At 35.9% G+C, this 25524-nt stretch carries 20 protein-coding genes and 2 pseudogenes; 15 read left to right on the forward strand and 7 right to left on the reverse strand.

The window, feature by feature from the left end:
- Positions 1-52 precede the first annotated feature (52 nt).
- The gene (locus tag B3D94_RS19260; RefSeq protein WP_291759504.1) at positions 53-592 is read left to right on the forward strand and encodes a helix-turn-helix domain-containing protein; all 540 of its coding nucleotides are present in this window, start codon (positions 53-55) and stop codon (positions 590-592) included.
- A 91-nt stretch (positions 593-683) separates the two neighbouring features.
- On the opposite strand, the gene qoxD is transcribed toward B3D94_RS19260, so the two are convergent.
- The 4 genes from qoxD to qoxA form a co-directional block, all read right to left on the reverse strand.
- Positions 684-968, reverse strand: a complete 285-nt coding sequence (qoxD, locus tag B3D94_RS19265; protein ID WP_008177593.1) for a cytochrome aa3 quinol oxidase subunit IV — start codon at positions 966-968, stop codon at positions 684-686.
- A 1-nt stretch (position 969) separates the two neighbouring features.
- Positions 970-1566: a cytochrome aa3 quinol oxidase subunit III gene (qoxC, locus tag B3D94_RS19270; RefSeq protein ID WP_069481370.1), complete on the reverse strand. Its 597-nt coding sequence runs from the start codon at positions 1564-1566 to the stop codon at positions 970-972.
- Positions 1563-3512 carry a cytochrome aa3 quinol oxidase subunit I gene (gene qoxB / locus B3D94_RS19275; protein WP_291759509.1) on the reverse strand — a complete coding sequence of 650 codons (1950 nt, stop codon included), beginning with the start codon at positions 3510-3512 and terminating at the stop codon, positions 1563-1565. Before qoxB ends, qoxC begins: the two co-directional genes overlap by 4 nt.
- Positions 3513-3580: 68 nt before the next feature.
- The gene (gene qoxA / locus B3D94_RS19280) at positions 3581-4459 is read right to left on the reverse strand and encodes a cytochrome aa3 quinol oxidase subunit II (RefSeq protein ID WP_291759512.1); all 879 of its coding nucleotides are present in this window, start codon (positions 4457-4459) and stop codon (positions 3581-3583) included.
- Between the two features lie 349 nt (positions 4460-4808).
- Here qoxA and B3D94_RS19285 point away from each other — a divergent pair, with 349 nt between their 5' ends.
- From B3D94_RS19285 to B3D94_RS19315, 7 genes and pseudogenes are all read left to right on the forward strand, one after another.
- Positions 4809-6254 carry a PLP-dependent aminotransferase family protein gene (locus B3D94_RS19285; RefSeq protein ID WP_291759515.1) on the forward strand — a complete coding sequence of 482 codons (1446 nt, stop codon included), beginning with the start codon at positions 4809-4811 and terminating at the stop codon, positions 6252-6254.
- 649 nt (positions 6255-6903) lie between these two features.
- Positions 6904-7280: pseudogene (locus B3D94_RS19290) on the forward strand (enoyl-CoA hydratase).
- A 19-nt stretch (positions 7281-7299) separates the two neighbouring features.
- Complete coding sequence (locus tag B3D94_RS19295; RefSeq protein WP_069481374.1) at positions 7300-8268, forward strand: MBL fold metallo-hydrolase; 969 nt, start codon at positions 7300-7302, stop codon at positions 8266-8268.
- Between the two features lie 79 nt (positions 8269-8347).
- Entirely contained in the window at positions 8348-8926 is a 579-nt protein-coding gene (locus B3D94_RS19300; RefSeq protein ID WP_291759518.1) for a LysE family translocator, read from the forward strand.
- A gap of 11 nt (positions 8927-8937) precedes the next feature.
- Entirely contained in the window at positions 8938-9717 is a 780-nt protein-coding gene (locus tag B3D94_RS19305) for an AraC family transcriptional regulator (protein ID WP_291759520.1), read from the forward strand.
- A 427-nt stretch (positions 9718-10144) separates the two neighbouring features.
- Complete coding sequence (locus B3D94_RS19310; protein WP_291759523.1) at positions 10145-11641, forward strand: ATP-binding cassette domain-containing protein; 1497 nt, start codon at positions 10145-10147, stop codon at positions 11639-11641.
- Between the two features lie 350 nt (positions 11642-11991).
- Entirely contained in the window at positions 11992-13518 is a 1527-nt protein-coding gene (locus B3D94_RS19315; protein WP_291759526.1) for a DHA2 family efflux MFS transporter permease subunit, read from the forward strand.
- 72 nt (positions 13519-13590) lie between these two features.
- On the opposite strand, the gene B3D94_RS19320 is transcribed toward B3D94_RS19315, so the two are convergent.
- Positions 13591-14130 carry a TetR/AcrR family transcriptional regulator gene (locus tag B3D94_RS19320; RefSeq protein WP_083244674.1) on the reverse strand — a complete coding sequence of 180 codons (540 nt, stop codon included), beginning with the start codon at positions 14128-14130 and terminating at the stop codon, positions 13591-13593.
- Between the two features lie 171 nt (positions 14131-14301).
- Here B3D94_RS19320 and B3D94_RS19325 point away from each other — a divergent pair, with 171 nt between their 5' ends.
- Positions 14302-15732: a DHA2 family efflux MFS transporter permease subunit gene (locus B3D94_RS19325; RefSeq protein WP_291759531.1), complete on the forward strand. Its 1431-nt coding sequence runs from the start codon at positions 14302-14304 to the stop codon at positions 15730-15732.
- Between the two features lie 84 nt (positions 15733-15816).
- Here B3D94_RS19325 and B3D94_RS19330 read toward each other — a convergent pair whose 3' ends face one another.
- On the reverse strand, positions 15817-16725 hold the full coding sequence (locus B3D94_RS19330; protein ID WP_291759534.1) for a C40 family peptidase: 909 nt from the start codon (positions 16723-16725) through the stop codon (positions 15817-15819).
- An 846-nt stretch (positions 16726-17571) separates the two neighbouring features.
- Between B3D94_RS19330 and B3D94_RS19335 the strand changes: the two genes are divergently transcribed.
- The 3 genes from B3D94_RS19335 to B3D94_RS19345 all read left to right on the forward strand — a co-directional run bounded on the left by B3D94_RS19335 (position 17572) and on the right by B3D94_RS19345 (position 20693).
- Positions 17572-18531: a 2-hydroxyacid dehydrogenase gene (locus B3D94_RS19335; protein ID WP_291759536.1), complete on the forward strand. Its 960-nt coding sequence runs from the start codon at positions 17572-17574 to the stop codon at positions 18529-18531.
- A 65-nt stretch (positions 18532-18596) separates the two neighbouring features.
- The gene (locus B3D94_RS19340) at positions 18597-18980 is read left to right on the forward strand and encodes a cupin domain-containing protein (protein ID WP_069481383.1); all 384 of its coding nucleotides are present in this window, start codon (positions 18597-18599) and stop codon (positions 18978-18980) included.
- Between the two features lie 447 nt (positions 18981-19427).
- Positions 19428-20693, forward strand: coding sequence for an MFS transporter (locus B3D94_RS19345; RefSeq protein WP_069481384.1), 1266 nt, complete (start codon positions 19428-19430; stop codon positions 20691-20693).
- A 299-nt stretch (positions 20694-20992) separates the two neighbouring features.
- Here the strand turns inward: B3D94_RS19345 and B3D94_RS19350 are convergent, their stop codons facing one another.
- Positions 20993-22606, reverse strand: coding sequence for a PucR family transcriptional regulator (locus tag B3D94_RS19350; RefSeq protein ID WP_258270138.1), 1614 nt, complete (start codon positions 22604-22606; stop codon positions 20993-20995).
- A gap of 154 nt (positions 22607-22760) precedes the next feature.
- Between B3D94_RS19350 and B3D94_RS19355 the strand changes: the two are divergent.
- From B3D94_RS19355 to allE, 3 genes and pseudogenes are all read left to right on the forward strand, one after another.
- Positions 22761-23173: pseudogene (locus B3D94_RS19355) on the forward strand (L-lactate permease); the annotation flags it as partial.
- A gap of 276 nt (positions 23174-23449) precedes the next feature.
- On the forward strand, positions 23450-24679 hold the full coding sequence (gene allC, locus B3D94_RS19360; RefSeq protein WP_291759543.1) for an allantoate deiminase: 1230 nt from the start codon (positions 23450-23452) through the stop codon (positions 24677-24679).
- 36 nt (positions 24680-24715) lie between these two features.
- Complete coding sequence (gene allE, locus B3D94_RS19365; protein WP_069481389.1) at positions 24716-25519, forward strand: (S)-ureidoglycine aminohydrolase; 804 nt, start codon at positions 24716-24718, stop codon at positions 25517-25519.
- The last annotated feature ends 5 nt before the right edge of the window (positions 25520-25524 follow it).

A 25524-nucleotide genomic window follows, 5' to 3' on the forward strand; every position in this document is an offset into this window, starting at 1 on the left:
ACTTATTGTGCAAAGTCAATGAAAGGGGTGCCATCTATTGCAGGAGGAGAATATGGATTTATCTAGTCAAGTAGGTGTGAACTTAAGAGAGATTCGAAAAAACAAAAGGATGAGTCTCGAAGAGCTTGCAAGCATTAGTAATGTCAGTAAGCTAACATTAGGGAAAATTGAACGAGGGGAAACAAATCCAACTGTTAATATTCTTTGGAAAATATGTAGAGGGCTTCATATTCCATTAGTTTCTTTATTATCTTTTGAAGAAAATGTAGAGGTCCATCGTTTTGGATCGGAATACCAATTTGCAGGTCATAATAACAACTGGTTTGTTGAACCTTTATTCAAAACAAATGCAACTGAGTGGTTTAGAGGTCGTCTTGAACCTAAAAGTGAATACAGCGAGTGTCACTTAGCAGGCTCTGAGGAAATAGTGCTTGTATTGAATGGGCAATTGGAGATAAAGGTAGGAGAGAAAACCCATCAGTTAAACCAATGGGATGTCATTAAATTCAAGGGTGAAGAACTTCACACTTATAGTAATCACTCGGATGAAAAAGTACATTTAATGCTGTCATTAACGTATACAACCCCCTAAGTATGGATAAAGAAAGTCATATTACTCTGTAAGTGTACTGCCAAAAAAAATCGTCCTTACTTTATACAAGTAAAGGACGATTTTTCTCTATTTAGATATACCCCCAAATCATACATAATAATGTTCCGAAAATGGTAACGAGCGCAATGACTAACCCATAATAAATATTCGTATAGATGGCTGGTTTATCATTGGTTTCACCAGCATGCATAAAGACAACTAACTGCAAGCCAGCCTGTATAAATGCTGTGACTAAAAGTATCGTCATCGTAATCGGCATTGATATCTGAAAAAAATAGACACAAGCTGCAATGATGGTAAGGATGATTGACAAGGCAAATCCCATCACTTGTTTTAGTGGGAATAAATCACTCATTTCACACCATTCCTTTCAAGTAAATGAAACTGAAGATAAAAATCCAAACCACATCCAAAAAATGCCAGTATAAGGAGAAGATGAAAGATTTATTAGCTGTTTCAGGCGTTAATCCACGCGTAATTAGTTGGTAGACAATAAACATGCCCCAGAACACACCAAATGTGACATGGGCACCATGCGTCCCTAATGTTGTCAAAAGGGTAGCTGTAAAGGCGCTCGTTTGTAAGCCTGCACCAACATGAACATAATGAATAAACTCATAAACTTCAAACCCAATAAATGTTACACCTAGTAATAGCGTCAAAACATAGAATGTAATCATCGCTTTCATATAGCCTTTGCGCATAGCATGAACGCCTAGACCAATGGTAAAGCTACTTGTTAGTAGAATAAATGTTTCAAATAAAACAGGTGTTATTTCAAAAATGTCCGCTCCAGTTGGACCTGTTCCCGTACGATCCACTAGCACAAAATAAGCTGCGAACAGCGTTCCAAAAAGCATGATTTCAGCGCCGATAAATACCCAAAAGCCTAGTATATTCAATTGATTTTGCTGTGTACTATATTCTAAAGGGAGTGATTGATCGATTTTCATGATTGACTACCTCGCAATTTTGATTCCGTTTCTTTCACTTTTTCGACAGGTACATAATGTCCAGGATCTTTTTCCAATGAACGGTGAGCCATGCAAATAAAAATCCCGATAGTTGTAACGATCGTTGGAATCCACATACCAAATACAAATGAGAAGCCCCAAGCAAAGAATATACAGCCTAAAATAAATGGTATACCGCTGTTATTTGGCATATGAATTTTTTCGTATTTTTCTGGGAACAAATCATGCTGACGATATTTTGCATCCCATAAAGCTTCAGTTGAAATGACATGTGGTACTTTTGCAAAATTATAGTACGGCACAGGACTTGGTGTAGCCCATTCTAGTGTACGTGCGTCCCATGGATCTGAGCCAATGTTTCTTGGTGCATAACGAATACTGTAATAAACGTTGTAGACAATTAACAAAAAGCCAATTGTAAGACCAATAGCGCCGACAAAGGAAACCATATTCCACATACCAAAACCTGTAGATGCTGAGTAAGTATACATGCGACGTGCTTGTCCATCTAAGCCAGAGAAGAACATCGGCATAAAGGCAAGTAGGGTGCTGATTGCAATAATCCAAGCCGTCACTTTGCCGATTTTTTCATTTAACATAAAGCCAAACATTTTTGGCCAATAGTAATGTAATCCTGCTAGCATGGCAAATACAACACCAGGAATAATGACCATATGGAAGTGAGCTACTAAAAACATGGTATTATGGTATTGGTAATCAGCTGCTGACATACCTAGCATTACACCTGTTACGCCACCTATTGTAAAAGTAGGGATAAACAACATGGAATAAAGCATCGGTGTTGTAAAGACAATTTTTCCTTTCCACAAGGTGAATAACCAGTTGAATATCTTCACCCCAGTCGGCACAGCAATAGCCATCGTTGTTATTGAAAAAATACTATTTGTTAAAGCGCCTTGCCCCATTGTAAAGAAATGATGGGTCCATACTAAAAACGATAGGAAGGAAATAATCACCATGGAGCCGACCATCGATTTATAGCCATAGAGATTGCGTCCAGAGAAGGTCGAAATAATCTCACTGTACAGCCCAAAGGCAGGTAAAATGAGGATATAAACCTCAGGATGTCCCCAAACCCAGAAGAAATTGGCCCATAGCATATCCATACCACCATTAGATGTTGTGAAGAAGTTCGTAGCAAATAGGCGGTCGAATGTTCCCATGACAAGGGCAACCGTTAATACCGGAAAGGCAAAAACGATAATTACGTTTGCGACTAATGAAGACCACGTAAACATAGGCATTTTCATTAATGTCATTCCTGGAGCTCGCATTTTGAGAATGGTAACAATCATATTAATACCAGTAATTAATGTACCTAACCCTGAAATTTGTAGAGCAAACAAGTAATAGTTGACCCCTACAGATTGACTAAATTCATTACTAGCAAGAGGGAAATAATTCGTCCAGCCAGCATCAGGTGAACCGCCAATAACAAAGGAAATATTTAATAACATAGCTCCCATGAAAAATAGCCAAAAGCTTAAAGCATTCAAACGCGGGAAGGCCACGTCTCTTGCGCCAATTTGAAGCGGTACAATGTAATTCATAAAGGCCATAATAAACGGCATTGCCATAAAGATAATCATGACCGTACCATGTGTTGTAAATATTTCATTATAATGCTGGGCATCAAGTAATTTATTATCAGGAACTGCCATTTGTGCTCGCATCATAATAGCATCAGCACCGCCACGGAATAGCATAAGAATGGCAGAAATTAAATACATAATACCAATGCGTTTATGATCAACTGTTGTTAACCATTCCCGCCAAAGATAACCCCACTTTTTAAAATAAGTTAATCCAACAATAATCGCTATAACCGTTAGACCAATAGCGACCATAGATGCATAAATAGCTGGGCTTGGATGGGGTATAGCAAAACGTTCAAAGTAATCCATCTGACTATGTCTCCTTTCGACATAAACCTTATCGTAAACTAGTTTCGTTTGAGAAATTCAAGATTGATTTATTGAGAGGCATGATCTTTTTCGTGTGAAGAGCCATGCTGATGTCCACCATGTTCACCCTCAGGTGCCGGTAGAAACGTTAAATGCGTTCCATTGAATGTGGACTGTCCCACATGACCTGGTTCTAATAACGTATTAAATTTTTCCTCTGTTAATAAATCTGCTGTTTCCTTTACTTCCTTCACCCATGCATCAAATTCATCATGAGTCATCGCTGTAACATTAAACGTATTTTCCGCGAAACCTTTTCCATTAAAGTTTGCATTTCTTCCCATAAACTCTCCGGGCATATCCGCAGCCAAATGCAAGGTATTCACCATATCGGCCATTGCATATTTTTGACCCCCAAGCTGAGGAATCCAGAAGCTAGTAATCGGTCCATACGAATAAAGCTTGAATTCGATTGGACGCTCTGCAGGAATATACAAATAATTTACGGTTTCAATATCTTCTTCTGGATAACTAAAATGCCATTTCCAGTTAGATGTTGAAGCATAAATGACCAATGGCTTTTCATCTTTGTATTTTTCCGGTGTCGATTCCACCTTGTAATTACTTTGAACTGAAATAATAGACATGTACGCAACAATTAACACAGGGATACCTACACAAATTACTTCAACCATTGTGCTCCCTTTAATATGGGGAGGCTTATAGTCGGGACTTTGCTTGGAAGCACGAAATTTCATTAACATATAAGCTAAAATCACAAAAACGACTAGTACGATAAAGGACATAATCCCTATCGATAGCATAATATCTTTGGCTTGTACTTGAGCTTGAGGACCTTTTGGATCTAATACTAAAAGTGGGTCACAACCGGTTAACATAGTGACAATAGTGAAAAGACCAATTAATCTGAGCCAACTTTTTTTCATAAACAAACCCCTTTAACTGATTCTTTGAGTGGCTATCGGTTACTATAGGTTTGTATGGATTTTGATTCACAATTGATTTTTATCATAGGGGTACATCCATTGAAAGACAAGGCGTTTTGCAAGATAACACAGAACGTTCTAAAACTAAGAAAGTAATTTTAGTATAATAATATCGAGAGGAATATGCGTCAAGTAAGGGTTTTCATAGATTTTTATGGACTAAAATTAAAAGTGGATGGCGAAAGTATTAAGAAAGTGGATGGTTATTTATCGTTAACATTATATTACGATTGACTTTTTAGCTTTTCAGACAAAGCTAGAAAAAAGAGGCATATAGAGGTGAGATTAGATGAATTGGAAACCAGATCGACATGCAAAAAAGGCTATCTATAAACAACTTGCAGAATATATTGAAAAGGGGATTGCTGACGGAACATTTCCGCCCGATAAACCATTACCATCAGAGCGATATTTAGCGAATGCTTTACAGGTAAATAGAAGTACAGTTGTTAGTGCCTATGACGAATTAGAAGCAATGGGACTAATTGAGCGCAATAGAGGAAGCGGTACAACCATTAGTAAAGATATTTGGGGAATCACAAGAAAGCGAATTCCGAGCTGGAATCGATATATTGAGGCAGGCTCCTTTTTACCGAATCTTCCTGTTACGCAAAAAATAAGAAAAGAGGCAGTGGAACACAAACTCATCAATTTAGCGACCGGAGAGTTATCGGAGGATCTTTTTCCTAAAAGCGCATTAAGAGAGATTACAGCAACACGTTCTTTCATTGGTAGTCTTGGATATGATCACCCACAAGGAAGTGAGATTCTACGAACAACCCTTACAAACCATATTAAAACTACCAGAGGAATTGATACAAAGCCTTCTTCCATCCTGATTACTTCTGGAGCTCAACAGGCGTTACATTTGATTGTCCAATGCCTGTTAAAGCCTGGAGATGCTGTCGCGATTGAAGATCCTTCGTATAACTTCAATTTACCTATTTTTAAATCAGCTGGTTTAAAAATCCATTATCTTCCTATTGATAAGGATGGCATTAATCCGGATGATTTGCAAGCACTATATAAAAAGCATCGAATTAAAATGATATTTTTAAACCCAGATTTTCATAACCCAACAGGCTCTTCATTAGCTATAAAGAAAAGAGAGGCTATTCTAGAAATATCGTCCAAGCTAGGCATTCCAGTAGTAGAGGATGACCCCTATAGCTTAACAGCCTTTTCAGGTGAGAAAAGACCAACATTAAAATCATTAGATAAAAACGGAAATGTATTATATATTAGCTCCTTATCTAAAATTGTAGCTTCAGGTTTACGAATTGGCTGGATTATTGGTCCTACATCAGTTATTGAAAGACTATCCGACGCCAAGCAACAAATTGACTTTGGCCACTCCAGCTTCACGCAATGGATAGCGAATGATTTTTTAGAGTCAGCCAATTTTAACTTGCATATGAAACATTTAGTGAAAGAATTAGAAAGACGCCGAGATACAATTGTCCAAAGTCTCAATACGTACTTAAAGGATCAGGTAACATTTTTTCCACCACAGGGCGGCATTCATATATGGTGCCAAGTACTGATGGAAGATTATAATGAAACGCAATTACTAGAAGAATCTATTAAACGTGGAGTCATCTATGTGCCTGGCTCGACTATGGGTTCACAAAAGGGATTTGTCCGTTTTACGTACGGCAGAGAAGATATTCGGTCCATCGATGAAGGAATCAAAAGGTTTGCACAAGCACTGCATTGCCTAAATGGAAAAAGATGAGTTTTTGTCAATAATAGACAAGTGGATGGTTAAATTAACACTAATGTGGATGGTTAAAAAAGTAGGGAAAGTATTTATGATAGAAACATGGATAACCAACATCCATCAAAGCTATCGACAATCATAGACGTGTGGATCGATTCACAATTATTCGCACAAGTAATGAAATCTGTAAATGGGGAAGGTGATAGGGAAACCTTGACAGAATGCCGAGGATATTAGGGACGAGGTAGGTCACTAATGCTAGTAGGTCCATGTGTCACAGAGGTTTTTACGAAAAAATGCTAGAAGCCCACTTTTAATAAAGAGGTTATAACATTCACAACACCTATCGTTAATGTTGTTTTAAAGCTTTACCTGTTCGAACAGTCTCATTTTTAGCTTTAGCTGCCGATGAAAAAAATCAAGGCAGTCACTACTTATTATATTTTATTGCCCACGAGAATATATAAGGGATATAGGCACTCCTTATATACTCCAATCAAATCTAGTTAAAAACATGAAGTAGCCACCTAGCTCCGCACTACCATCAGCGCGCTAGGTGGCTACTTTTATAGAAAAGCTAGGGAAAATAGTTGAGTAATCTATCAATAAGTTTTAATATTCTGATTATAACAACTTTTTGATTACTTAGCTAAGGGGGATGATGATGGTATTACAAATAGGGGAAAAAATAACATTTGAACGTACTTTTATAAAGGAAGATGTAGAATTATTTACGAAGGTTTCTAAAGATGAAGGTGCTCATCATATAACGCCTGACGAACAAGGGCGGTTTGTTGTGCAAGGGCTACTAACAGCCTCACTTCCTACAAAAGTAGGGGGAGACTCTAATGTGCTAGCTCGTAACATGAATTTCGAGTTTTTACGTCCAGTTTTAGCGAGGATACGATTCGTTGCAACGTCATAATCGAGCAATTTGAACGAGATGAAAAAAATCGAACAGCCATTACAGCACTATTTACATGCATCAATCAATTGGACAAAGAAGTATTAAAGGGGAGTTTTTCAGGTATTATTTTATAAATCAAAGTAGGGGGTATATATGAAAAGTACTGAGATTCTTTTTTTTGAACGTCCATTTCCAAGTGCGAATAGTATAATTATTCGTGGTGATCAATCATTTTTAGTAGATACTGGATTTGGCAGCGATATTGTGCGAACTGAGCAGCTTTTAACATCTGCAGGGATTTTACCAGCGCAATTAAACGGCATTATTAATACCCATTATCATAGCGATCATGTTGGAGGAAATCATTATTTTCAACAGCAGTATGAAATACCCGTTGCTGCACATCCTTGGGAAGGTGAAATGGTGAATCAATGCGATTTAGAGTCCTGTGGTGCACATTTTTTAGATCAACCCGTGGAACAATACACTGTTCAGCAATTACTAGTAGATGAACAGCAAATTATGACGGGGCAAAGTGCTTTCCAAGTTTTACATACACCCGGACATACATTGGGTCATATTTCTTTATACGAGCAAAAACAGGAAATATTAATTTGTGGAGATTTATTTCATTATAATGATGTGGGATGGCTGAATATATTTAGAGAAGGGACAAACAGTATAAGACGTTCCATTGAAAGTTTAGATCGACTCGCTAGACTTTCTATCAAAAAAGCATATCCTGGTCACGGTCGGGCTATCGATGAGCCATCCATAATGATAGACAAAGCAAGAGAAAGACTTGAAAAATGGATAGAGTCTCCTGAAAAAATGGCTTGGCATGCCTGTAAGCGAATTTTTTCATTTACGCTGATGATAAAAAATGGATTAAAGAGTAGAGAAATCACTCCTTATCTACTAAGCTGCAGTTGGTTTTACGATTTCGCTGTCCACTCTTTCCGTTTAAAACCCGAGGAATTTGTACAACCATTGTTAGATGAAATGATTCGATCTAAAGCAGCAGCATGGCATCAAGACAAATTAATCTCAACTGCACCTTATGAAGCACCAAATCAAAAATGGATAGAAGAGGATTGGAAACCAAGTGATTGGACAAAGTAAATGTGCAATTTTGTACTATAATGATTTTAATAATAGATGTAATAATTCAAAGAGATAAACTTGAAAGGAAGTTTGCTTCATGGATATTACATCTTTTTTATTGTACTGTTTTATTATTACGGCTACACCAGGGCCGACAAATGTGGTTATTTTATCAACGACACAAAATTACGGTATTAAAAAGGGCTTACATTTTTCTTATGGTTCTACAATTGCGTTTTTTATTTTATTAGCATTATCAGCTTTTCTAAATTCATTGTTTTCAACTTTGGTCCCAAAAGTCTTGCTAATCATGCAAATTATCGGAACTGCTTATATGCTTTATCTAGCCTATCAAATAGTTAAAATCGATATTTCGAGTGATGCTACTAATAAAGCTGGAAACTTTAAATCTGGTTTTTTCATGCAATTTTTAAACCCTAAAGTCGTATTATTTACAATGACAGTTATTCCAAGCTTTGTGCTACCATACTATGAATCGTTTTTTGCGGTATTCGTAAGTGTATTCGCCATTACCCTCATCGGATTAATAGCTTTCTTATTATGGGTATTGTTTGGAGCTATCTTTAAACAATTTTTACAACACCATAAAAAAGTCGTCAATGCTTGCATGGCATGTTGTTTAATATACGCAGCCATCATGATTTGGATTGAATAGAGGGGAAAAGAATGCAGCAATTTACTTATAAAAAAATGGATGGAATTACAGCATTGAAGGCAAGCTTTACTGATTTTAAGTATAAAAAGCATGCTCATCAAGAATATGCATTCGGGGTAACGTTAAAAGGTATCCAGCATTATCATCTAGATGGAAGTTTACAGCTTTCACACCAAAATGGCGTTATGCTTTTTAATCCTGAACAAGTACATGACGGAATGGCTTATAATCGTGAAGGACTCGAATATGTAATGCTTTACGTAGAGCCATCTTTATTTTTAGAGGCTATTCAAAAAAGAGAAATCATTAGTTTTGATAAGCCCATTATCTATAACAATCGTATAAAGAATCATATACTAAAACTGTCACATGCCATTTTAACAGAAGAAAATTCAGCATTATGTCATGAGTTGTTTTTACATTTATCAGATGGCTTAGTGGAGCAAGATTTTAGTCCAGCAATGCAAATGGATAGTATTATGATTAGAAAAGCCAAAGAAATCATCCATTCACATGTAGAGAATACACTAAAAATCGAAGATATCTGTCAGGAGCTACAATTGACAACATTCCAATTCATTCGTCTTTTTAAAAAGCACACTGGGATTACGCCTTATCAATATTTCTTAAACTGTAAAGTCGAACGAGCTAAATCCATTATTGAACAAACAGGTGATATTTATGCGGGAGTTGCACAATGTGGATTTGTTGATTTACCCCATTTGAATAAACATTTTAAAAGTATTTTTGGTATCACAGCATTTGAATATTTATCCATTGTTAAAAACTGAGAGTAAAATGAATGAAATTGACAATAAATAGAATTTTATGTTAAAGTAGAGTTACTTAAATTGATCGGAGGGTGAAAAGATGAGCCATTGTTTATTTATTCGAAAACATCATTTCAATATAAATAAACAAGAAGCCATTCTTCACCTATCATATTTAGAAATTACTACTCTATGACTGTTTATGCTCATTCAAAAAATGTTGAGTGTTCGAACAAATACTGAATCAACATAAATGATCAAATGGTTGCCACTGATTAAAAAATCTGGACACCCATATAGGTTGATACATAGGGAAACTATTTTCATTGAGCAAGATGCTTCTGTTTATAAACAGAGGCATCTTTTTTGTTTTTATCAAATGTCGGGGTGATGCATATGAACAACTAAAAGGAATGATTACGGAAGAATTAATGAAGGGAGCATTCACATGATTGAAATTCAACATCTAACCATCAGAACAATTAAAGACAATCGGACGTTGATCAATCAATTCCAGCTAAGTATTGAAAAAGGAGACAAAATTGTCATTATAGGTGAGGAGGGCAATGGCAAAAGTACATTATTAAAATGTATTTATAACGAAAAATTAATGACGGATTATTGTACGTTTGAAGGAAAAATTCATAAGGACGGCTACTTAGTAGGTTATCTTTCACAGGAACTATCGGCACAGGAAGAAGTGTTAACGATCACTGAATTATTTTTAGATAATAGTTGGAATAAGGCTCTGTTAATGGCCATGGATGATTTTAATATCCAATCCTTGGTTTCAGATCAAACGATTAGTGATTTCTCAGGAGGGGAACGATTTAAATATCGTTTTTTAAAATTACTCTCCATGAATCCTGATGTTCTGTTACTGGATGAACCGACAAACGATTTAGATATAGGCACAATAGATTGGCTAGAAACGTATATGCAGCAAACTACGATTCCCATCATATTTGTATCGCATGATGAAACATTTATTAAAAATACAGCGAATGCTATTATTCATATGGAGCTTACCAATCGCAAGCAAATACCCAAATATACATTTTCAAGAGAGCCCTATGAAACATACCTAGTACATCGGGAAAACGATTTACGCAAACAAGAGCAGGTAGCGAGGAAGCAAGCAGCCGATTATAAAAAACAGATGGAAAAATGGCATGATGTATGGAATAAGGCAGAGCATCAGCATCAAAATGTAGCTCGCTCGGACCCGAGATTACAGAAGAAAGTAAAATCATTAAAACACCAAAAGCAGCGAATGGACAGAGCTACAGAGAATTTTTTCGAGATTCCAATTGTAGAGGAGGCAAGCGAATTCCGATTCGATTCCTCAATCCATATACATCGCCATAAAAAAATTCTAGAGCTATCATTGGAAACGCTTGAAATAGCAAACAAACAGCTTTCCCAAAATATAAACTTATCGATCATTGGACCAGAAAAGGTTGCGATTATTGGGGAAAATGGGGTAGGGAAATCAACCTTGCTAAAAAGGATATTGGACACGTTGAAGGACCGTTCTTCATTAAAAATTGGATATATGCCGCAAAATTACGAGGATTTATTGGACCCAAATCAAACTCCTATTCGTTTTTTAGAAAGAACAGGTGATAAGGAAGCAATGACGAAAGCTTTTACTCATTTGGGGAGCATGAAATTTACGAGCGATGAAATGCAGCAAAAGATTGGCCAGTTAAGCGGTGGTCAGAAGGCTAAGCTGCTTTTGTTAAAGATGATTATGGACGGTTGTGAACTATTAATATTGGATGAACCAACGAGAAACTTTAGTCCTTTGACAACGCCTGTACTGTGTCATGCATTAGCCCAATATGGTGGCGCCATTATTAGTGTTTCGCATGACCGCCGATACTTAAAGGAAGTTGTATCAACCATTTACGAATTAACGAATGATGGCTTAATCAAGAAATAAGCAATAAAAAAGTCGATTCTCTGTAAGAAAAGAATCGACTTTTTTCAAAAAAATATATGTAGAACACATTGAAATCAACAATGGTTTATGGTAAATTTATAGAGATAGACATTGTATAATTAACTTACCACGTACTTTCCCTATTTTAATTATACAATATACTCTATTCTTTCGTCAACAGTTTTATTAATTAGTTTTTAAAGGGGTGGTTGCTATGAAATCAGCAAAGGCACTACAACAGATGGGAGGAAAAAACTACTCAGCTCATTGACGAAGAAGTCCAGACCTAAAAAGACAATCGAAATTCTCAAGAAAATGAAAAAGTTAAAAGAAAGTAGGATTGATACTACATGTCGGAGAATACCATTTCTGTCGAGACAAAAGCGCCATACGGCATGATTGCCATTTTATTTATTGGGGCATTTGTCGCAATTTTGAATGAAACATTATTAAACATTGCTCTCCCAGCCATTATGACGGAATTTGACGTAAATGCTACTGCCGTACAATGGCTTTCCACAGGCTATATGTTGATTAACGGTATTTTAATACCGGCAAGTGCATTCTTTATTCAACGTTTTACAGATAAAAAGCTATTTATTACCGCAATGGCCTTATTTACACTAGGTACATTCCTAGCAAGTATTGCACCAGCATTTGGTGTATTATTAGCGGCACGTATGATTCAAGCTGCCGGCTCAGCCATAATGATGCCTTTACTAATGAATGTTATGCTTACTGCATTCCCAGTTGAAAAACGAGGTGCAGCTATGGGGATGTTCGGTCTCGTGATGATTACTGCTCCTGCAATTGGACCTACACTGTCCGGCTGGATCATTGAGCATTATAGCTGGAGAATGTTATTTGATATTGTTCTACCAATTGCTATTTTGACATTAATCTTTGCAGCCTTTAAATTGAAGGATGTGACACCACAACGTGCCATTAAGCTTGATGTGCTATCACTCATTCTATCGAGTATCGGATTCGGCGGACTGCTATACGGCTTTAGTTCGGCAGGGGAAAAGGGTTGGGACAATGTACTTGTCTATGGAACAATAATTGTCGGAACGATTGCTTTAATTACCTTTGTCCTTCGTCAATTTCGTATGGATGAACCAATGCTTGAGTTTCGTATTTTCAAATATCCTATGTTTGCCTTATCATCGGCAATTTCCATCGTCATTGCGGTAGCTATGTTCTCCGCAATGATATTAATGCCTATATATGTACAAACGATTCGTGGTATTTCACCAATGGATTCAGGTTTATTAATGCTACCAGGTGCGATTGTGATGGGGATCATGTCGCCAATTACCGGGAAGCTCTTTGATAAATATGGCGCAAGAAGCTTAGCCGTATTTGGATTAATCATCACGATTGTCACTTCTTATTACTTTAGTAAAATAAGTATGGATACGGCTTATTCGACACTTGTTCTGCTATATACATTACGTATGTTTGGAATGTCGATGGTTATGATGCCCGTTATGACAAATGGTCTGAATCAGCTACCAGCACATAATAATCCACACGGAACAGCAATGAACAATACGCTTCAGCAAGTATCCGGTGCGATTGGATCAGCTGTATTGATTACAGTAATGAACAATAAAACAACTGCTAAAGCTGAAGAAATAGCTGCTAGTGCCATGAATAATATGAGTGCCAATGCACAGACATCTACACAGGGTGCCGCTGAACTAAAACAACAAATCATGAATGAAGCCATGCTCCATGGTATCAATTACACCTTCTTTATTTCAACATTGATTGCGGTGATCGCACTCATTCTTGCATTCTTTATTAAAAGAGTTAAACCAAATCAAGAAAATATGATGCCTAATGAGGCTGAAAAACAAGTAGAAGTGAAATAGGTAGGGAAACGGGTGTTGCTTAAATTAGCAACACCTGTTTTTTAGTTAAAATAATCTCATTATAACGACTAATTATCGATATAACGCAATCATTTGATTGGCGATATACTCTGAACTAAACTGAATGCCATCTTTAAGCCACCACATAATGATGCCTAGTACCGACGAGGCGAGTATATCCATAGATAGTGTTATTTCTGTCGGATCCAAACATTCCCTTTCACGCTTAATCACAATCATGTCTTTTAACATTCTATGGAATTTCCTTTTGAAGCCAGGATGTTCAAAAAGCACAGCTAAAATTTTTCGATGTTTATAAAAATAATCTAAAAAGGTCATCAATTTTTCTTGATTATTTAAATTGTCGATTTGTAAAGTAGGTGATATTTTCATCGACAGGTCGTCAAAAATATCGTACACAACTTGCTTTAATAAATCATTGATATCTATAAAATGCAAATAAAAGGTTGCACGATTTAGCTCAGCACGCTGGGCTATTTTTTGTACGGTAAGTTTTGTAATGTCCGGATCTTCAATTAATATTTCTACAACAGCTTCTTTAAACACTCGTTTAGATCGAATAGCTCGTGGATCTTGCTTTTTCTGTGACATCAATGACATTCTCCTTTATCTATTAAATTCTATTTTATTAATAGTTTTTATAAATCTGTTGTTTAATTAACACTTCTTTAAAAATTGTAAATAGGCATCAAAAAATAAAAATGTTATTATCTATTTTATTGACAGTGTGTTAATAAAACAAGTAGAAAGAGGAATTTTAGCATGTCGGAATTGATCAATAAAAAAGTGTTGTTAACTGTCTTAATCTTAGGCTGTTTTTTATCGACACTGAATCAAACATTGTTAAACGTAGCATTGAGTAATTTAATGGAAGTATTTTCAGTTTCAGCTACAACTGTACAGTGGTTATCTACTGGCTTTATGTTAGTGAACGGAGTATTAGTTCCCATTACGGCATACTTAATGAAACGTTTTTCTACACGCCAATTATTTATTAGCTCCATGCTATTTTTATTAATTGGTTCGATTATATGTGCTATGGCACCGAACTTCGCTTTGTTGTTAATAGGGCGTATGGTTCAAGCCGTTGGCGCAGGAATTATTATGCCACTGCTGATGAGTATCGTCATGTTTATTTTCCCACCTGATAAAAGGGGCAGTATGATGGGGTTAATAGGACTTGCGATGATTTTCGCTCCAGCAATTGCCCCTACATTAGCAGGCTTTATTATCGATTATTATTCATGGCGTTGGTTATTTATCGGTCTCATTCCGTTGGTGGTCATCATTATTTTATTAGCCGTAAAATACTTGATAAATGTCTCTGAAACAGCCAAAACGAAGTTAGACGTAATGAGTGTTATATTATCAACTATTGGTTTTGGTTTAATTTTATATGGATTTAGTAATGCAGGTAGTCACGGCTGGGATGATAAGGTGGTCATCAGTACGATCATTGTAGGGATCGTAACCATTGCAATATTTTGTTTAAGACAAATAAAATCCAATGATCCGCTTCTAAATTTATCCGTATTTCAAAATAAAGTATTTACATTAACGTCCATCATCAATATGATTGTCACAATGATGATGTATGCGGATATGATTTTATTACCAATCTATTTACAAAATGGGAGAGGATTTACGGCATTAGACGCAGGTTTATTATTACTACCTGGTGCACTTGTAAATGCCTTTATGTCTCCTGTTACAGGAAAAATGTATGACCGTTATGGAGCGAAGCCGTTGTTTATCATTGGTTTAATTTTCATCATACCTTCTATGTGGATTGTTACAGATTTATCAGAAACTACATCTTTTACTTTTTTAATGATCCGTACCATTTTCCTACGTATAGGTTTGAGTTTTATTACGATGCCTTTGAACACAGCTGGGTTAAATGCCTTGCCGAAAACACTTATCACACATGGTACAGCAGTTAATAATACGTTGCGTCAAATTTCGGGTGCGATAGGAGCTGCTGTGGTCATCACCATTTTTACAGCACAAACGACAAGCCATGCGAAAAGCTTGCTTGTAGAAACACCCAATGCTACGGCTGAAATGGTTCGAACACTAGCATCCATCTTAGGCTCCAGCGATGCCTATTATTTCATGACCATCTTAGCGATTATCGCATTTATTTTAACACTATTTGTTCCCTCTAAAAAAATGATGCAACAAAACGGTTAAGAAGGCTTTGCGATGGATTTGAGTGGGGAGGTGAGCTTGAAATTAAAAAAATGGCGTTTCATCAATGTGAAACGCCATTTCATATTATTGAGTTAATCGTTGGATAAAAGCATCTAAATGTTCGATTGTAACATTATCGTTAACACCAAATAAATTATCACCTTTACCTACAGTAATATTATTGGATGCAAGGATGGATACATAGCTGTTAGCCCAATGTGATCCAGGAACATCTACAAAGTTTTCTGTAGCTCCTTGTTGTTTTAAGTGGAATGCTTCTACTAAAACTTTTGATAGTTGACCGCGTGTAATAGGTGAACCTGGATTGAATTTCCCGTTTTCATCACCAGTAAATACACCGATATTTTTTAGGGCTTCAGCAGCACCTGCATATTTAGATCCTGGCTTTATATCAGGAAAACTTGAATTTGTATGACTAGTATCTAATTGTAGCTTCTTAGCTAATTTAAGAGCGACTTCTCCACGTGATGAATAAATAGTAAAGTCTATTTCAGCATCTTTTACCTCTCCATAATCAGAGAAGCTTGCAACACGTTTTGCCCCCACGTAACGAAATCCCCAATAATACGGGTCATTGATTTTATCAATTTTAACCCCTGAACTAGTAGTAGCCGAAATAAAATTGCTGTCACCTATGTAAATGCCAACGTGAGAAACACCGCTTCCCGAAGTATTAAAAAATACGAGGTCGCCAGTCTTTAAATTGTCCTTAGCAATAGAAGTACCTTGTTGATATTGAGCATTCGATGTACGTTCTAATGAAATACCTAACTTAGAAAATACTAATTGTGTATAGGCAGAACAATCAACACCTGTCTTAATATCTGTGCCTCCATATTTATAAGGAGCACCAATATATGCTTTTGCTGTATTTGTTATATCTGTATATGTAGCTGCTTGCGCATCGTGAATACCTATTCCTGTAAAGAACATAAAAGATGCAAAAATCGGTAGTAATATTTTTTTCTTCAATTAATCCTTACCCCTTTCAAAAAGCAATCGCTTTTGAACTAAAGTAAGAATATCATGAAACGGTTAAGAGTTATTTTTCAATAATATTACTGATTAACACTTTCCTATGATTCTGACATGTTATTTTTAATTGTGTAATGTATCTGCAATAATTATGGTCAATTTTGCTAAAAATATATGAATTAATTGGATATTAAGGGATATAAGTTCTATTAATTATATTTATGCTAAATATGGAGACATTCAATAATCAATTCTCTTGCTAGAAAAAATATAAAAAGTTGAGATTTAATAATGAATTCTCGTTAAAAATAGGGAGGAGGGAATTATGGTCAATAATTTGGCATGCTTTAGAGGAATTAGTTGATCACCACGATATAGTAGATATTATTCATTGGAACTTGACTTGAATAAATTAAATCTTCTTCTACGCAAGACGCTATCAACTAAAGAATATTCAATCCAAGGCAAGTTTCCATGAGATGACGAAGAACTTACAGAAAAGGTACAAGGGAAAGTAATCCTAAAGCGTATTTCTAGTTATTTTAAATAGTAGCTTTAGTCAAAAACATGTAATGTCGTTTCTGTTTTTGTTTAAAGTGAACAATGTTATTTAAATGGACCTATCCTACAATTAAATTAAGCAATTAACATAATAAAAAATAAAAAAGGAAGTGACTGAAAACGAAAATACCTGATTTTTTTGTGCAATATGTGCAAAAAATATCATCCACCTCTTGCTGTGAAATAACAGTCTTGAAGAAATGCGAATCTCTCTTCTATAAACCTATGGTAACTAGTTAATCAACAGACGTATTAATAAATAATAGGAAGGAATGGATTGAAATGTTAGTCAAATTATTAGAACCATTGAATGTTTCAGATTCGATCATTGAAAAATTAGCGGAGCCAATCAAACAGGCCGGTCACGAATTTGTTTATTACAACAAGAAAACAACCGATAGTGCAGAATTAGCAAAACGTAGTGAAGGTGCAGATGTGATTATGATTGCTAATAATCCTTATCCTTCAGAAGTGATTGATCAAAATGCCAATTTACAATTAATAAATGTAGCCTTTACAGGTGTTGATCATGTAGGTATCGGGCAAGCGAGAAATCAAGATGTTATGATATGTAATGCAGCTGGATATGCGAATCAAGCAGTTGCTGAATTAACAATTGGTTTAGTATTAGATGTGTACCGTCATATCACTCAGGGTGATAAAGAAATCCATGCCGATCATTTCCCAGGAGCATTCCAAGGTAGTGAAATTAAAGGGAAAACAGTTGGTTTGATTGGTACAGGAAAGATTGGTATGATGACGGCTCGTTTGTTTAAAGCATTTGGCGCAAAAATAGTAGCTTCAGACCAATCTAGAAGAAATCCGGAAGCTGAAATTTTGGGTATCGAGTACATGGAATTAGATGAGTTATTAGCACAATCAGATATTGTGTCATTACATATCCCATTACTTTCAAGCACAAAAGGATTAATCTCTAAAGAAAAATTAGAATTAATGAAGGAATCAGCTATTTTAATCAACTGTGCACGTGGCCCAATTGTTGATAATGATGCATTAGCAGATGCATTAAATGAAGGGCGAATTGCAGGAGCGGGAATTGACGTATTTGATATGGAACCGCCTATTCCTGAAGACTATAAACTATTACATGCCAGAAATGTTGTTTTAACACCTCATGTAGGCTTCCTTACGAATGAGGCAATGGAACTGCGGGCTAAAATTGCATTTGATAACACAATGGCATTCTTAGAGGGAAAACCTCAAAATATTATTCGCAGATAATCATTTTCTGATAAACGCTAAATGACGTGGGACTAGTTTGAAATTCGAAACAAGGAGAAAATACCATGACATTAAAACAATTAGCAAGAGAAGATTTAAAAAATCGTATTTTCCATTGGCCAGATATTCAAGAGTTTAGAGAAGAAGAAGCAACAAAACATATTTTTTATGAAACACCTAATACTGTTGGAGCTATATGGTGTATGCGCCCAGGACAAACTTTGCCACTTCACTCACACGAGAAAGCTGATGATATTTGGGTTGTTGTTGAAGGAACAGCAGATTATTATCCAGAATGTGGTGAAATGGTTCAAATTAAAGCTGGTGATGTTGTAGTTTCACGTGCAGGTGAAAAGCACGGAATGACTAATAATTCTAGTAGAGATTTCATCATGTTAGGGATTGCAGGTCCGACACCAATCGGCTTTATTGCGCATAAACATCATTAAAGAGTTAACCATCACGTCTGTTGATTAACTAGTTTTCATAGTAAAAAAGATTCTTCCTTGTAGATGCATTATCCACAAGGGAGAATCTTTCGTGCGGTTACAAAGGATTGTCACACCTGAGTAAAATTTTTTTACAAAATAGGATTTGAGCAAAGGTGTTTGCACTTAGATTGCGATCGGTCCGATTACCTATAGGGTAGTCGGGCTTATTTTTGTTTATTCGAGCCGAGAAAAGTTTGTAGATACAAAAGCACTGAGTAGAAATCGGCAAATAAGAATGCCATAAGTCATGCATTTATAAACTTCTCAAACATTGTCTTTTGTCTAAAATGTGCAATGCTGGTTCTGTTTTTGTTAAAAGTGAACAATGTTATTTACGTACTCATCACCTAAAATTAAATTAAGCACTACATAAGTAAAAAAAAAGAAAAATGGGAGTGTCATATTATGGGACAAACAGTTAAAAAGAATGACCCGAATTATTACAAAAAAATCATTTTTGCCCTGTGTTTAGGTTGGGTAGCTATTTGGATTTATCGTACAATACTCACACCAATATATCCACAAATTCAAGAATCGCTTGGTAATATTAGCGATACTCAAGTAGGACTTATTGCTTCTATTTATTTCTTTGCCTATACGGGTATGCAAATTCCATCAGGAATACTCGTTGATAAATTTGGACAAAAACGAGTATTGATCCCTGCGTTTATCATATTTGCATTAGCAGCAGTCGTCATTGGATCAAGCACGACAATCACTCAAGTTTATGTAGGCGCCTTAATGGCGGGTCTTTCAACTGGCTCATACTATGGTGCGGCCTTCTCATTATCCGCTAAATATATGCCAAAAGATAAGAAAAGCTTTTCTAATGCGATCATCAACAGTGGTTCGGCATTAGGGATGGTTATTGGTCTAGTAGGCTCATCTGTATTAGTAGGTGGCCTTGAAATCCAATGGAATTACATGCTTTATATGATAGCAGTCTTAATAGTAGCTGTAACATTTGTGTTTACCTTATTTGTTAAACAAGACAAAAAAACAGCTACAAACGAAACATCCGAAGATAAAATAACAGCACAAGCCACAGTATCTCAAGGCGTAGAATTATTCTCGATAAAAAAATTAGCTATTTACTTCGTCTATTTTGCAACATGTTATGGTTATTACATGATCGTGACATGGTTACCATCATTCCTTGTCGGAGAAAAAGGATTTGAACAAGGTTCAGTAGGATATGTAGCTGCTTTAGTTGCAGTCACAGCAGTACCTGGTGCATTGATATTTTCTAAGTATATTGATAAAAATGCACATATGCGTCAGAAATTAATAATCTTCTTGTTAATTGGGGCAGCCGTAACAATTAGTTTAACCGTATTTGCACCTAACCCTTCTGTCCTTTATGCAGCATTAATTTTATACGGTTTATTAGGTAAACTTGCCATTGATCCAGTTTTAATCACATATGTAACGGATTCAGTACCTTCCAATAGCATGGCCAAAGCACTAGGTATCTTTAACTTCTTTGGAATGACTTCATCAGTTATTGCGCCAACTCTTACAGGTTATATTGGTGATATCACTGGTTCGAAAGTATTAGCATTCTATATTGCAGCAATACTTCTTGCAGCAGCAGCGATTTTATTCTTCCTTGTCGTGATGTTGAAAGAGAAGAAAGAGAAGAAAGTAATCCATCCCCTAACTAATGAATAAAGTAAAGCTACCTATTAGCGGAGGTTTAATACATCTCCCGCTGATAGGTAGTTTTGTTATTGCGGCCCAAAGGCAGCGACCAGCTGGAAGCAGCGATGCTCGTGGAACGGTTGTTAAAGCAGCTCCATTTATATGTGGATTCAATCGAATAAGCGTCTGTTTATTGATAATATCGTGAGTAGGAGCTACTTCATTTGCATACTCATAATTGAGGTAGGGAACCGAGTGTTCCGGTAAATTAGGTAAAAAGAATCCCGCTAAAAAGCATTCATAACAGCTTTTTAGCGGGATTTTTAAGTTTATAAATTTACTTTCTCTGAAGCAAATAATGCTAATCGTAGATCCAATGATATATCAGGCGATTCGATAGACTGACCTAAGATCTCTTCACATTTTTTAATACGATATTTTACTGTATTCCGATGAATAAATATATCTTCAGAAGTCTTTGTCAGATCACAATGATTCGCCAAATAGATTTTCAATGTATGTTTTAGTTCTTTTTCTTTCGTCGATTTTGGATAGGCTAATGAACCAAGTGTATACGTGATAAACGGTTTTAATTTATTGGCTGGAATGAGTTGTAACAATTCTTCTACACTTTTAGATTTATAGAGTTCTATAAATTCCACTTTACTACTTTCAGACTTATGATCAAAAGCTTCATTCGCTTCAAAATAAGAGAGTGGTAACTGTGAGAATTCAGTCACTTCATTACCAATACCGAATGACAGTGTACTATTAAAAAGTTTTTGATACTCTTTTTGGATATATTTACAGTAATCTAAATAATATTGATGTTTAGTTTGTAATAGGATCGTAAATCGATGATTACCTGGAGACCTATAAACACTGATAGAAGGATCAATGTCAGTAAATTTATGTGTTAGCCATTCAAAAGTCATTTGATAACGTTCATTCAAATAGATATTATTTTCCACATCCCTTTCTTGATCAATCGCACAAACGATCACTTGATAAAAATTGGATGGTTGAATAAGGTGCTTTTTTAAAAACTCAGGGTGCTGTTTGACTGAAATAAGATTATCAGGATGTTCAGACATCAATGTTTCGAAAAATCGGTTGACATCTTGTTGTTCCGCTTCTTTGATTTTACTATTTTTATAAATGGCGAGACTGAGTGTATTTACGGCTTGTTCTATGGCAAGCAAACTAAATGGATATGTGAGCGTATTAACATTTGAAACCATCAAATAATACGGAAAATATTTAAATGCTGGAACTTCAAATATAATATGTTCCTCTTGGAAAGATGCTTTATTATTAGGTGAAATTTGCTTGGAATTAACACATCTTTTGAAGTAACTAAGATTTTTTTGAATTTGCTCTGAGTGTTCTTGGAAGTGATGGCTCATCGTTTTAATTTGATGAAAAGGATTTAAGAGCATTACAGGGACTCTAAGAAGTCTGCTCATTCGTTCAATCATCATTTCCAAGCTTAAACCTCTCATAAGCATTGTATTTAATTCTTGTTGGATATCTAATGCAAAATATAACTTTTCAGTTTCTTCATCCAAGATATAGGATGATATATGATGTGTAATGGATCCGAGATTCCAACTATCAGGGATTCTAATAATAGGAAATTTTAACTTGTTTGCAAATTCTATTACTTCATCATCAATTTTTTCTAAAAAACGCGATAATTTAACGCCTATGCCAGCAACTTGTATATCATTTAATTCTAGAATGAGATCCTTTAATCCGGATTGGTCGTGTTGATAACACATACCCGTAGTGACGATAAATGAATGAGGTGCTGTGAAATTTTTAATATCTGGTGTTTCCGTAATATCGACCATTTCTACTTCTCTATCTAAATCTCCCTCATCATTTAATAATGTTAAATCAGAAAATTGTTGGACAGACATGATTTCTTTTAATGTTGTCATAAGGATCATCTCCTTTATATTTGTTAGAAAAAGCCCAAAATAATAAGAAATATATTTGTAAAACGCTACAAGGATAACCTATCACTCTGATTGTATACTATTTTTGAAGGTTATTATACGTATAATTCTTTATTTCGAAATAGTAAAGGAGAATCTTACAATCGTACTTGTAATGACTTTTGCCAATCTTTCTGACTTCTCTGGGCTTAACATTTCTCTATTACCCGGACCTGCCAAAACGGGTGAATTCTTCGCATTTGTTAGTCCAGTATTAGGCTGGATTGGTGGCTTTCTAACGGAATCGGTTGTAAATAATCATGCACTATTCGGTAGCTTACAGGCAGTTACCGAGAGCAGATAGGCATCTCGCCATCATTGCTAATAGCAGCTAACACTGCTGGGCGAAGCGAAGCAAAAGTGATTTCTCCACAATCTATCGCGATTGCAGCAGCAGCTGTTAATCAAACCGGGGATGAGTCTAAAACCTTTCAATAGCCAATACGATATAGCTTGGGCTTGCTCCTATTTCTAAGGTTCTTGACACACGGGCTATCGTTTATCCTTTAATCATTTTAATAGGGACTATACCACATAGATTTACTATGTGGTTTTTGTTTTTTAGTAAGGATAGAATGGATGATTTACTCCACTCATACGCCTTCTTAAAGCCTTTCCATAATCGATAGCAAACAGCGTTCTTTTTTACTCCGAGCTACTTGCTCCTTATCCATATCTATTTGTCTAAAGTGCATAAAAAGACCATCCATTATTGTTCATTGTGTCAATGAATGGTTATGGGGGAGGACCTATAATAAAAGTGTAGAAGGAAGGAGTGAAAGAGGTATGGATATTCAATCAACTTTTGAAATGTTAGATAAGAAATTTACAGGTTTTGGTGGCTTAGAACAGGGTGGAATTACACGCCTTTTATATTCTCAAGAATGGAATGATGCAGTTCGTGAACTGGAAAAAACATTCAAAGAAGAAGGATTAGAAGCAAGCTTTGACGATATCGGGAACTTAACTGGGCGTCTGGTTGGCAGTAAATATCCGGAAGAAACCATTTTAACAGGATCACATATCGACACAGTAGTTGAAGGCGGTCATCTAGATGGCCAATTCGGTATCTTAGCTGCACTAGTAGCTGTGAAATATTTAAAAGCTAAACACGGCCAACCACTACGCTCATTAGAAGTATTATCTCTTGCAGAAGAAGAAGGCAGTCGATTCCCTTACACATTCTGGGGTAGCAAAAACTTCTTTAACTTAGCTAAAAAATCGGATGTTGAGACAATTGCAGATGCTGAGGGCATTAAGTTCGAAGACGCGATGCGTAAATCAGGCTTTGATTATCGTAAAACTACTGACGTTCGTAATGACATCAAAGCATTTGTTGAAATTCATATTGAACAAGGCAAAGTGCTAGAGACGGAAAACAAAACAATCGGTGTTGTTAATGGCATCGTTGGTCAAAAACGCTTCACGATCAACTTAAAAGGTGAAGCAAACCACGCTGGTACTACGCCAATGTCATTACGTCGCGATACAGTTGTTGCCTATAGTGAAATTGTCTCAAATTTAACAAAACGTGCTAGAGAAATTGGGGAACCACTTGTTTTGACGTTCGGTCATATCACACTTGTACCAAACACAGTCAATGTAGTTCCTGGTGAAATTACGTTCTCCGTAGACTGTCGTCATATTGATCAGCAAATATTAAATGATTTTGCAACGGAAATCGAAGACAAAATTAAATTAGTCGCTGAAGCAAATAGCATGACTTATGACATTAATTTATGGATGGATGAAGCACCAACATTGATGGACAAAAAAATTGTTCAAATCATTGAACAAGCAGCAAAGAATAATGTGGGTAATCAATATAAAGTGATGCCATCTGGTGCAGGACATGACTCACAAATCTTTGCTCAATATGTTCAAACGGCAATGTTGTTTGTACCTTCTATTGGTGGAATTAGTCACAACATTAGTGAAGAGACGAAGATAGAAGACCTTGTTAAAGGTATTGAAGTATTAAGTGATGTACTTTATGAACTAGCATACAAAGAATAAAAATAATGAAAATAATGAAAAAGGAGCCAGATACTTATGGGTTACTTAAATCAAGTTCAAGGATACAGAGAAGGTTTATTAGAAACACGTTCTGTCATTAAAAAAGACAATTATGCGGTAATCACACCAGATGGCCTAGTTAATAATGTTGTACCTGGCTTCAAAGATTGCGACGTCACAATTTTAGGGTCCCCGCGTTTAGGTGCAAGATTTGTAGATTACTTAGTAACAGTAAAAAACCAAGGTGGAAACAAAACTGGTTTCGCTGGTGATGGTATTCAATCTTTTGTATACGTTGTTTATGGCAAAATCAATGCGTTTGCTGATGGTAAAAAATACGAATTAACTGAAGGTGGGTATTTATATGTGCCTCCACACTTACAGTTAACTTTTGAAAATAATAATAACGGTGAAGATAGCCGCTTATTCTTATACAAAAAACGTTATCAACCTCTTAAAGGACAACCTCTTAAAGGGTATACCCCAGAAGTCGTTACAGGTAATGTGCACGACATCGAACAAGAGGCATATGAAGGGATGAAAGAAGTATTAATTCAAGACTTATTACCAAAAGAAATTGGCTATGATATGAACATTCATATTCTTTCATTCAAACCAGGTGCTTCACATGGTTACATTGAAACACACGTTCAAGAACACGGCGCTTATGTTTTAAGTGGGCGAGGCATGTACAACTTAGACAATGAATGGATGCCGGTTGATAAAGGTGATTATATCTTTATGGGCGCTTATGTACCGCAAGCAACCTATGCAATTGGTTTAGATGAACCATTCTCATACATTTATTCTAAAGATGCAAATAGAGATATTGATTTATAAAAAGG

It is taken from the genome of Lysinibacillus sp. UBA5990, from assembly GCF_002429815.1.
Classification (GTDB): domain Bacteria; phylum Bacillota; class Bacilli; order Bacillales_A; family Planococcaceae; genus Lysinibacillus; species Lysinibacillus fusiformis.